The sequence below is a fragment of the Winogradskyella sp. genome, assembly GCF_028289625.1.
In the GTDB taxonomy this organism is placed as follows: Bacteria; Bacteroidota; Bacteroidia; order Flavobacteriales; family Flavobacteriaceae; genus Winogradskyella.
This window is the reverse complement of sequence record NZ_JANQOM010000067.1, coordinates 25,704-37,391: the sequence shown is the minus strand read 5'-3', so window position 1 is coordinate 37,391 and position 11,688 is coordinate 25,704. Positions and strand designations below refer to the sequence as shown.

The following is an 11,688-nucleotide window of genomic DNA, read 5'->3' as shown; positions in this document are numbered from 1 at the left end:
TCAAGCCCTGTTTTGTAAAGACCTACATGGAAGACCGAAAATTTAGTGGCTTCAAGATTTATCCTGCACTAGGCTACTATCCATTTGATGTGCATCTTTTACCCTTATGGCGATATGCCTCAGAAAATAATATCCCAATTATGTCGCATTGCGTTATTGGTATTATCTATTATCGTGGTAAAAAGAAACGGGAATGGAACCTCCACCCTGTATTTAAGCAGTATTACAACAACCGAAACCTCCATGATCCAATTGCTATGCTATTGCCTCAGCAGAAGAATGTTGATTTTCAATTCAATTTTACACATCCCATGAACTACCTCTGTTTGTATGAAGAGCGTTTTTTAAAAGATGTTCTTGCAACAGCTTCAAAAGAAACACAAGATTTGTTTGGGTATAAAAAAGATAAGACTTCACTAGACTTTAGCTTAAGTAATCTTAAACTCTGCATGGCACATTATGGTGGCGAAGACGAATGGACAAAATATTTGGAAACCGATCGTGATGTTTACGCACGTTCAATTATTACAAATCCAGATACTGGCATTGATTTTATGCAAAATAGTGAAGGCAATTTTTCTTGGGATAAGATCAATAGCCTCTGGCACGATACCGATTGGTATTCCATTATTACCAGCCTGCTAATGCGCTACGAGAATATTTATGCCGATTTAAGTTATATTATTAGCAAACCTTCTATTTATCCGTTGTTGCGCAAAACTTTAGAGAAAGCTGACAATTACGATGTAGAGATGCAAGCCTATACTGCGGAAGTTTCTCCGAATAAAAAAGCATCCCATCTTACAGGTAGAAATCGTTTACGCAGTCATGTACTTTATGGTACAGATTTTTATGTGGTACGCAATCATAATTCTGATAAAGATCTTTTTATCGAGACACAGGCAGCAATTGATGAAGAAAGTTTCGACCTTATTGCTAGGGAAAACACACATAATTATTTATCACGACTTTAATTTATACATCCCATGATTTATGTAGATCGAAATACCGTAAATAAACCAGAAATTCTAGAGTCGGATTTAGCTCTAAAAGCGTTTGAAAAGATGCGCTATTTTCATATGGAAGATGTTAAAAGTGATTTTAGGCGCTATAAATTCCATCCATTTGTGAACGATAAGGAAGTAAGGGAAACACTGAAGACCTTATTTAATGGTAAATGTGCTTACTGCGAAAACCATATTACAGCGGTTAGTTCTGGCGATAATGATTTGTTCCGACCTAAAGCAGGAGCCATGAATACAGATGGTTCTTTCGATCCAGATCATTATTGGTGGTTGGCCTATGAATGGTATAATATGTATTTTTCATGCACTATTTGTAATAGAAGGTATAAGCGAAATAATTTTCCGGTAGAAGGTGCTCGAGCAGATATTATGGGAGATCTATCCATAGAAAAACCACTTTTATTGGATCCTTGTCAACGGGAGGATTTCGCGATTCAGCATATTGGATATAACATGGAACGTGCTGTTGGACTAACCAAAAGAGGAAATAGGACCATTAAAATACTTGGGCTTAATAGAAATGAACTTCTCAAATCTAGGCGTACATCAATAAAACGACTAGAAAATGCTTTACAATCCTACAGTTACTTTTCAAAATCTGATCAGAATAAAGAATTCGAGGAAAGTAAAAAATTAATATCGAGCATGTTAAGACCTGAGAGTCCTTATTTAGCCTGCAAATGGGGAAACTTTGCCGATAAACTCTTAGACTTTTATAAAGGTCAAGTTCCAGATTACTTACCATTTTATCAAGAATATTTGGGAGATGCAATTGCGGAATCAGAAGCTTCCCCAGAAATTTTTAAAGCTAATGTTCAAACAAAGCAACCATCGCGAAAGTTCTATTCCTTGGATAAATTAAGTGCTAAGAATAGGAACGAATATTTTGGTCAAAGCCGCTGGATTACTAAGGTTAGAATTAGGAACTTTAAAATTATTGAAGATTTAGAGCTCAAATTTGCTGAAAATGAATCAACAAAAGAACCGTGGATGGCACTATTGGGAGAGAATGGTACAGGCAAGAGTACTATTTTACAAGCTATAGCACTCACTTTGGCTGGACAAGAACGTCTAGATGAACTCAATTTAAATGCGTCGAAATTTGTAAATAGAAATACTAAAGCCAAAAGTGGATCGGTAAGAGTCTATTTAAATGATCGTAAAAACCCTATAACCTTAACATTTAGTAAATCATCCAAAAAGTTCAGTGTAACACCCAAAGCACCGCAATTGATTGTACGTGCTTATGGTGCCACTCGTTTATTTTCTGAAGAACTAGATTTTGAGGATAAGGATTTCATGTTTGTAGATAATTTGTTTAATCCTTTAGAACTACTGCTCAATGGTAATAAATGGCTGACTGAAAAAATCAATGATGAAAAATTATTTCCCGAGATAGCTAGAAGTTTGGCAGATTTACTCTCACTAAATAAAGACCAATACTTTTATCCTGAAGAAGACGAAAATGGCAATAAGTTTGTAAGCCTTAAGTTATATCCCAACAAAGAAGGTATACCATTAGACGATTTGAGCGCAGGTTATAAGGCCATTCTAGCGCTAGCACTCGATATAATGATGGGCTTTGGACAAATTTGGCCATCCATTTTTAATGCACAAGGTATTGTCTTGGTTGATGAAATTGGGGTCCATTTACATCCACGTTGGAAAATGCGTATCATTGATGCGCTTCGGAAGACCTTTTCAGGAATCAATTTTATTATCGCCACACATGAACCTTTATGTCTACGAGGATTAGAGCAAGGGGAAGTTATACTTATGAAACTCGATGAAAATAAAGAAATTGAGATGATAACCAACTTACCGTCTCCTAAACGCATGCGAGTAGGGCAATTACTCACGTCTGTCTTTGGGTTACATACAACTTTGGATCCCGAATTAGAAGAATTATTTAGTGAGTTCAATCAATTGCAATCGATACGTCGAAAACGCTCAAGGGAAGAGAATAACAGATTTGAGGAACTCAAAGTACTCCTAAAGGATGATCTTATTGTAGATGCAGACACAGGTCAATTGCGACCAAATACGCTTCTTGGGGATACTGTGAGTGAAATCATTGCTTATAAGGTGATAGAGGATAAATACCAAGATGATTCTCAAGGCAATTTAAAGGAGAACTTAGAATCCTTAAAACAAGACAAATTAGAAGAGATTAAAAACCTATGGGGAACGAGTTAACATCGATTTGACTATTTATGATACAAATTCATCGTCCATCACGACCTAAAATATCAATTTATAGTACCAAGAACACCAAACTTGACAGGAATCTTGATAAGGCCAATATGTTACGTAATACTTTGAAAAACCTTATTGACAAGAATGACCCCAATTATGCAAGTATATTAGAGCGACTAGACTCTGGAGCCAAATTTACAAGGGCTGAAGTGGAAACACTCAAAGCTATTGCATTTTTTGCAGATCTCAATAATTTCAACAACAATAAAAAAATCACGGATAAATCGAACATAAAATTCACCGTTTACAAGAATGATAAACTAAAAGAGCATTTAAAGGAGATTTTTAACGACAAATGCGCTTACTGTGAAAGTAAGTTTACCCATGTCACACCACCAGACATTGAACATTTCAGACCAAAGGCTGCCATAAACCCATTCACCAATCAGGTGGATGAGGATTTGATTTATCCAGGTTACTATTGGCTAGGTGCCGATTGGGATAATCTGTTATGGTCTTGTCCTTTATGTAATCGTAAGACCAAACAAATGATTCCAGATGAAGTAGAACCTACTGCTGTTGGAAAAAAGAATCGTTTTCCGGTGATTACCAATCGTATTCGAAATCATCATGAGCTAGTTAGTGCTGAGGAAGCAGACCGTCTGCTTATTGATCCCTGTCGTGAAAATCCTGCCGACCATTTAGAATTTTTGCTAGACGGACGTGTTGTAGCAAAGCTAAATGATCAAAATGAGCCAAGTTTAAAAGGTGAAGCTTCTATTCCAGCCTATGCCTTAAATAGAGAACAGCTTAGAATTTGGCGTCGTCAAGAAGGAACTACACTCAAAGGATTATTAGTAGGTATAAAGAATACTATAATAAATTTAATCAATGAAGATGATCCCGATGAAAAGCAATCCATAAAAGATGATTTTTTGGAACTAAAAGATATCATAAAGCAGATGTTTTTGCCGGGAGCACAATATTTGGCGCAAAAAGATGTTGTAATCAATGATTTTTTTAAAAAGGAAGGCTTGGAAGCTATTGGTCTTACCAAGGAAGGCCTTTTAAATTAAGAACACTAAGACTATTTTCGACCATTATTTATTTCATATAATAGTAAAGTAAAAGCCCTAACTATTAGTTCAGGGCTTTTGCGGTTAATTAATTGATCATGTTGACTTACTTTATCGGTTCAGTATGTTCAGACAATACAATATCTTTTTTGGCTACAAGAATGCCATTTTCTTTTTTTGTAGTTAGAATTCTTCCTGTGTTCCCTCGCTTTGTTAATTGCTTTCTGCAACGCTTTGTCAATAGAGGGTCGTCATCAAACAATAGCGACTCTAATTGTTGTTCTGCTTTTGAAGCTTCCTTTATGATAGGGAAAATCTGCTGCATTTGATTATAACGTCTATCACCACCAGGAACGAACGTATAGAATGTATATCTCCCATTGGCATCAGTCTTCACCCAGCTTCTGTGGAATACATAGCGTTGATCGCCTGATTTTCTCAAATCAAAATCACCATCTTCGTTGGGCTGTTCAATATAAACAATCACATCTTTAGCTGGAGTTACACCATCGCTTTCATAAATTACACCTGTTAGCTTTAACTTATTGACCTTTGATCTAAAATCTGGAATAGTATCTGTATGACTCAACTGGTCTTCTGCCCTATCATAAATAGGACTGTCCTGTGCACTTAACGGATTAATGGCACTGTAGAAACATATCAAACAGAATGCAATGATAAGATTTTTCATGAGTAGATAAGATTTGGGTTCAGCCAAAAGTCTTTCAAAAAATCCCTAATCCCTTAAAAATCATATAAATGTCAAAATTTTGCGATAAAATGAAGATAAATGCAAAAAATGACGATAAAATACACACAAATAGATTGTAGTTAATTACAATTCCCCAAACTAAAACAAAATGTTATAAAGCGACAAAAATTGCTAAAAAGAAAACATAGAAAACAGTCAGTTTTTTGCACAAATATTCACTTTAAAAAATGAAAATGAAGAAAAGTATTTCATCGGTGAAATATGTATTTTATCCAGTAAATACGCAGTTTATCCGATTTTTTTACACTTAGAGTGTTAAAATTTTTCACAAAAAAAGGTGGAATTTTGTTGTTTTTCTTATTATTTTATATAGATTTGTCTCCGTTAGTCCAAATCAAAACTATAAATATGAAAGCTAAACTTACTTTATTTGGTGCACTATTTTTCCTTATAATGGGAATTGGCAATGCCCAGGATAATGCGTCTAAAAAGAAAAAGGATAATTCATTGAGTATCATTAGTGGTAAAGTTAATATTTCCAAATACCACAGTCGCGAACAATTAGATGAAATGTCTAAAGGTGAATTATTGACCTTATATATAGAGCGCATTGAAGTTATCGTTAATATTTTACCAAATATAGCCTTTGCCACTAAACCAGGTATAACGATGAAATCTTTAGGTATTCCAGAGACTAAAGAAAACAAAAAAGCTTTAGAAAATAATAAGGAAGCTTCTGACGATTATTTTGAAAGTACTGTTGAGTTTCAAACCAAGATATTACCCTATTCTGACACCAACGATTTAATAGCAGCCATATTATTTTACGAATCGACATTAAAAGCACTTCATACCTATAATGATTTTAGAGAAAATTAGATAGAAAAGTTTATGTTTTAAACCTCGCTAAATAGCGAGGTTTTTTTTGTTTTCAATTTGTTGATTAGCAATAGATTAATAATTTAATGCAGTAATTTTTGCTCATTATTTTAACTTTATTGTAAGAAAAGTAACAAGTAGATTCATAAAAAGTGTATTTCATCGATATTTTCTTGTATTTCATAGGATTTATTCCTATGTTTGAGGCTATTAGTAAAAAACCCTTAAAATCTAAATAAACGAATTTAACTACTATGAAAAATTATATTCAAACCGCGCTTATTTTTCTATTAGTGTTAAGCAATTGTTTTGCACAACAAGAGAAAGGAATAATTGGCTATAACAATTGGCTGAATTCATGGACTGAGTTTAAACCTAGTCAACCCGATTATGGTGAACCTACCCAAATTTTGAGTGGAAAAATCACGAAGGATACAAAATTATTAAAGCGAGATGTTTACCTTCTATTGGGTGATGTTTTTGTAACAGACAGTGCAACATTAACCATAGAGCCAGGAACTAAAATCATTGGTGATTTTGATTCAAAGGCTTCCTTAATTATCAGTAAGGGGGCAAAAATAACCGCTAAAGGTACCGAAACCGATCCAATTGTTTTTACATCGAGTAGAGACAATAAAAAACCTGGTGATTGGGGCGGCATATTCATTTTAGGCGATGCACCATTAAATACCTACGGGGAGTTAGCATCCTTAAACTATGGCTTACGCCCACCATCAAATGAAAACATTGCTTATGGTGGTGTTAATCCAGAAAGTGACTCTGGAATTCTAAAATATGTAAGAATTGAGTTTGCTGGCAAGAGAACCAAAACACATGGCTATTTTAACGCCTTGACTTTGGCAGGAGTTGGTAATCAGACTATTATTGAAAATGTAATGGCCAGCTATAGCGCTGGGAATGCATTCAATATTCTTGGTGGGTCAGTAATCCTAGAGAAATTAGTGTCTTACAGATCTAATAGCAATGATTATGAATTTAATTATGGTACACAATGCCAATTAATCAACTCGTTGGCAATACGATCACCATATGTGTCCAGTGCAAATGGATCTCGTTGTATGGTTGTTAAGTCTTATGATAACAAAGAAGAAACAGATACATCTAAGAGACAAACCTTTGTAAATACCGAAAACTTAACCTTAGTAAATGTTTCTAATGATATAAAATCGGATATGGAAATAGGATTGGTACAAGAAGCTATATACATCGGTGCTGATGTCTCGTTTGCCATAAATAAAAGTGTTATTTCCGGGTTTTACCCAGCAGTAATACTCGATGATAAGATTAAACTCAACAATGAAAATCTAGAAAAAATTCAGTTTACTAGAACGTATTTCAACAATTGTAAAGGAAATATTTTCAGAAAAGGGTATACTAATAATGATGATTTGGAAAGCTGGTATGGTAGCCGAGCATTTGACAACTTATATGCCAAAAGTTCTGATGCTGAAACGTTTATAGACGTTAAAAACAGCAGACATCCAGATTTTAGATTACAAGTAAATAGGATTATTGCTTCAAATGATTTCATTGACGACGATGATGATGACGATTAGTTAACCCTAATTAATACCACAGCCTATCGAATAAAATTACGGATCAAAAAACATGCCCCAAACTACTAAACCAAATAAACTGCTAATTACGTTTTGCCTTGTTGTAGCTTTTCTTTTTCAAGAACAAGTCTATGCACAAATCGTTATTGGCCAACCTACACTAGGGTTTAGTCAGGCATGTGCGAGTGACTCTTTTAACTCATTTAGTGCCACATTTGTCTTTTCACCAGAATCTGCGTTAGAAGCATCAAATCAGTTCACCATAGAATTATCTGATGGTGAAGGTGATTTTTCCGAACCTGTTGTAGTATATACCTCATCACCAGGTTGGATTATTGCATCACCAGCCACGGTAGATTTTACATTACCCGAAACTACATCTGGCGAGAATTATAGAATTCGAGTTAAGAGTAGCGCTCCAGCAGCGACAAGTTCTGCATCGGTTGCTTTTGCGGCGTATTACAAGTTGCAGGACTCCCCTTTTACGATTAATAATTTGGTATCTACTGGTGCTTATTGTACAGGAGGGAGTTACCTTCTGAGCATTGATAATCCTGGAACAGGGAATAATGACTCACCACTTAATTATCCATCCCTTACATTTAATTGGTATAAAGAAACTAGCGAAACAACAGCAGATTTTGTTGCTGAAGGCCCTACTCTATCCGTTAGTGAGGAAGGCACCTTTTTTGTGGAAACCAATTATGGTACCTGTACATCCAATTCCTTCTCTAATCGTGTTACAATAAGTGAAGCCAGTATTTCGGGTGAAGCAGATGCAACGATTGCATCGAGTTTGGGCAATCCTTATTGCCCAGAACAAGGTCTAACGACGTTGAGTACTATTGGTGGTAACAGTTATCAATGGTTTAAGGATGGTGTAGAAATTCCTGATGCCACAAATCAATTGTACCAAACTAATGAGTCTGGTACATTTTCGGTTCAAGTAGATTTAGGAGATTGCTCAGCTTCTGGTTCAATAGAATTAGTCAGCGAACTGTTTTTAAGTGATATCAATGTCGATGAGGTTAATCAATTATTTGAAGGAGAAACACTTACGGTCACTGTTACCAATAATGCTGTGAGTCCTGAATTTGAATGGTATCTCAATGATGAACTTATCATTGGGGAAACTGAAGATACCCTTGAAGCTACTGAACTAGGTGACTATGAGGTTGTCATTACAGAAACTTCAGGTTGTAATGGTTCAAGAGTTTATCAGTTTACCATTGCGCAAGGCATAGACCCTTTTCCGGATGTACCAAATATCCCAAATGTGATTAGTCCTAACGGTGACATGATTAACGACACTTGGGTGTTGCCATTACAATATACTAGTGGTACCAATACAGAGATTGTTATTCTTAATGAACAGGGAAAGGTAGTTTTTCAAACCTTAGACTACCAAAATAATTGGCCAGAAGATGATTTAAATCTAACGAGTGTTAACCAACTGTTTTATTACATTATTACAACAGTTGAAGGAGACGTAAAAAAAGGATCAATAACTATAGTGAAGTAGTATGAAAGCATCTCTCTTGATCCTTATATTTATTTGCTGTTCCTTGCATTTGCTAATCGCTCAACAAGATGACGGAGTAGTTTCTTTTGATTTACCCATAAGAAACTCTTTGGTTTTTAATCGTTATGCCATTAACCCTACCTTCACATTTGTAAGAGAACAGAATAAGTATATCAGTTTTAATAATAAGCGCGAATGGATTCAATTCGATAATGCACCAGAGACGTTTATTGGAAGTTATTCCGGTCGTTTTGCTGAAAATATTGGTGCTGGTATAGCTGCTTTTCAACAAAATTATGGGATATTAACAACCTTTGGAGGTTTATTGAACTTCGCTTATAACATAAAACTCAATACGGATAGCAATCTAACCTTCGGACTTAATGTAGGTGCTTATAGTAGTGGTATAAACACCTCTAATATTGTGACTAATTTTGATGATCCATCCTTACAAAATGTACCGACAAACTTTTTGTTGACTGTAAATCCAGGAATCAACTACGGTACCAAATTATTGGACTTCGGTATTGCTATCAACAACCTAGTACTTTATAATTTTGAAACGTCATCCATGATTGAAGATGACCCAAGACAAAGCATACAAGCGCATATTATGCATACAGGCTATTTTGATGGTCGCGGTTTTTTTGAAGATACCAAGTTTTCAGGAATTTTAATGTCTGAATTTAGACAAGATGAGACCATAATTTCTGGAATCGCATCACTAAACGTTCCTAAAGGACTATGGCTTCAGGTGGGTTATAACAGTCTTTTTGGTGTATCTGGCGGTGTTGGATTGAACATCACCAAGAATATTGCCTTAGAATATAATATAGAAAAGGCTATTGGTGAGCTTGTAGAGTTTGGACCTTCACACGAAATTACTTTGGCCTATAGAATAATTTCTAAAAAACGCTATGACTACAGCGGAGATGAAGAGGTCGGCGGATTATTTTCTAGAAAAAGAAACCGTCCAATTGTTAAAGCTACTGAGGAAGAATTGGCAGGTATTAGAGAACGTGCAGCAGAACGTAGAGCGCAAGCGCAAGCAAAGAAAGAAGCGGAAGCCAATGCCCTTGTGCAAGCAGAGGAAAAAGCAAAACAAGAAGCTGATGAAAGGGCCAAACGTGAAGCCGAAGCTCAAAAAGCAAAAGCATTGGCTGAACAAAAAGCTAAGGAAGAGGCCGAAAGAAAAGCTAAAGCGCAAGCAGAAGCTAGAGCAAAACAACTAGCTGAACAAAAAGCCAAGGAACAAGCAGAGGCAGAAGCTAATGCTAAAGCACTTGCTGAACAAAAAGCAAGAGAAGAAGCTGCAGAACAAGCACGTTTATTAGCAGAACAACAAGCTAAAGAAGAGGCAGAAAGAAAAGCCAAGGAAGAAGCCGAAGCCAAAGCTAAGCTATTAGCAGAGCAAGAGGCCAAAGAACAAACAGAAGCTGAAGCCAGAGCTAAAGTACTTGCTGAACAAAAAGCAAGAGAAGAAGCTGCGGAACAAGCACGTTTGTTAGCAGAACAAAAAGCCAAGGAAGAAGCCCAAAGAAAAGCCAAAGAACAGGCTGAAGCTGAAGCCAGAGCAGAACAACTTGCCGAGCAAAAAGCTAAAGAAGAAGCTGAGGAACAAGCACGATTGTTAGCAGAACAACAAGCCAAGGAAAAGGTTGAGGCTGAAGCCAGAGCTAAACAACTTGCTGAGCAAAAGGCAAAAGAAGCAGCAGCAGAACAGGCACGTTTGTTGGCAGAGCAACAGGCTAAAGAGAAAGCAGAAGCTGCAGAAAAAGCTAAAGAAGAATTGATTGCTAACCCTAAAGATGACATAGGTAAATCAATTGCCTCTTTAACAAAAGATGCCGAAAAATCTACCAGAACTCAAAAACGACTCTTAGAGGAATTTGAGAGTATTGTAGATATTAAAGATGAGGATCTTAAGGATTTGAAAGAGGAGAATGACCTCTCTGACCAGGGCATAGCCGTTCAGCCGAAACCTTTCAAAAGTGTGACGGCCGAGAACACTAAACTCGCAGCTATCAAGTCTGACCTAAATGAGGTAATTAAAGGTCAGGGTGAGAAGATTGATTCCTTAAAGACACTTTATGAAGAACGTTTTAAGACTACAGAATTAGATGAAGTCACTATATATTACAGAAAGAAAATAGAAAGTTTAACGAATGAACAATCTGATGCAATTCTTCTTAGAGACCGTTTAGATGCACGATTAGAAACCATTAGAATAGCAACTGAATTTGAGAGGCGTAGACGAATTAAGCGTGCGGCTTATGACAATGAAGCAGATCGATATGCTCAAGATAGAGCGATGCTTCAAAATATAAAACGTACAACCAAACCAGTAGAGAAACCTTATACCTCAGACGATTTTGATTTTGGCGAAGAGCAAGGTGAGAACATTAAAATTTTGAAAAATGTAAGTAATACTGAAAGTGGTTATTACCTTATTATTGCTGTACATAGCGATGTAAGTAAGAGAAATCAATTCCTGACCAAAGTTGTGGCCTCTGGTCGAGCTAATGTAGATTTCTTCTATGATGTGAGCACAAGTAAATATTACATTTACTATAGCAAGTTTGATAGTATCAGTGCCGCTAACAAGGCAATGGAAACTAAAGGAGATAGACCGTATAACGTAAAAATGTCCCTCGTGAAAATAGAAAATTAATAAGTTAAGCAGTTCTTTACTATTGCATTG

The 11,688-nt window shown here is 36.0% G+C and carries 8 protein-coding genes; 7 read left to right on the top strand and 1 reads right to left on the bottom strand.

The genetic code is table 11. The annotated features are described in order from the left end of the window. The 3 genes from Q0992_RS13575 to Q0992_RS13565 form a co-directional block, all read left to right on the top strand. Nucleotides 1–974 (top strand): hypothetical protein (locus Q0992_RS13575; protein ID WP_299525421.1); only part of this gene is annotated, 974 nt, incomplete at its 5' end. Nucleotides 975–986: 12 nt separating this feature from the next. Continuing rightward, on the top strand, nt 987–3,221 hold the full coding sequence (locus Q0992_RS13570; RefSeq protein WP_299525419.1) for an AAA family ATPase: 2,235 nt from the start codon (nt 987–989) through the stop codon (nt 3,219–3,221). Nucleotides 3,222–3,238: 17 nt separating this feature from the next. Beyond that, nucleotides 3,239–4,297 (top strand): hypothetical protein, encoded by a 1,059-nt coding sequence (locus Q0992_RS13565; protein ID WP_299525416.1) that lies wholly within the window; start codon nt 3,239–3,241, stop codon nt 4,295–4,297. Between the two features lie 106 nt (nt 4,298–4,403). On the opposite strand, the gene Q0992_RS13560 is transcribed toward Q0992_RS13565, so the two are convergent. Beyond that, the gene (locus Q0992_RS13560) at nt 4,404–4,988 is read right to left on the bottom strand and encodes a hypothetical protein (RefSeq protein ID WP_299525413.1); all 585 of its coding nucleotides are present in this window, start codon (nt 4,986–4,988) and stop codon (nt 4,404–4,406) included. A gap of 429 nt (nt 4,989–5,417) precedes the next feature. Here Q0992_RS13560 and Q0992_RS13555 point away from each other — a divergent pair, with 429 nt between their 5' ends. The 4 genes from Q0992_RS13555 to Q0992_RS13540 all read left to right on the top strand — a co-directional run bounded on the left by Q0992_RS13555 (nt 5,418) and on the right by Q0992_RS13540 (nt 11,658). Beyond that, complete coding sequence (locus tag Q0992_RS13555) at nt 5,418–5,888, top strand: hypothetical protein (protein WP_299525411.1); 471 nt, start codon at nt 5,418–5,420, stop codon at nt 5,886–5,888. A 254-nt stretch (nt 5,889–6,142) separates the two neighbouring features. Beyond that, nucleotides 6,143–7,465 (top strand): hypothetical protein, encoded by a 1,323-nt coding sequence (locus tag Q0992_RS13550; RefSeq protein ID WP_299525408.1) that lies wholly within the window; start codon nt 6,143–6,145, stop codon nt 7,463–7,465. A gap of 52 nt (nt 7,466–7,517) precedes the next feature. After that, a complete protein-coding gene (locus Q0992_RS13545; RefSeq protein WP_299525405.1) occupies nt 7,518–8,987 on the top strand; it encodes a gliding motility-associated C-terminal domain-containing protein in 1,470 nt (489 codons plus the stop codon). A gap of 1 nt (nt 8,988) precedes the next feature. Next, nucleotides 8,989–11,658 (top strand): PorP/SprF family type IX secretion system membrane protein, encoded by a 2,670-nt coding sequence (locus Q0992_RS13540; protein ID WP_299525402.1) that lies wholly within the window; start codon nt 8,989–8,991, stop codon nt 11,656–11,658. Nucleotides 11,659–11,688: the final 30 nt, after the last annotated feature.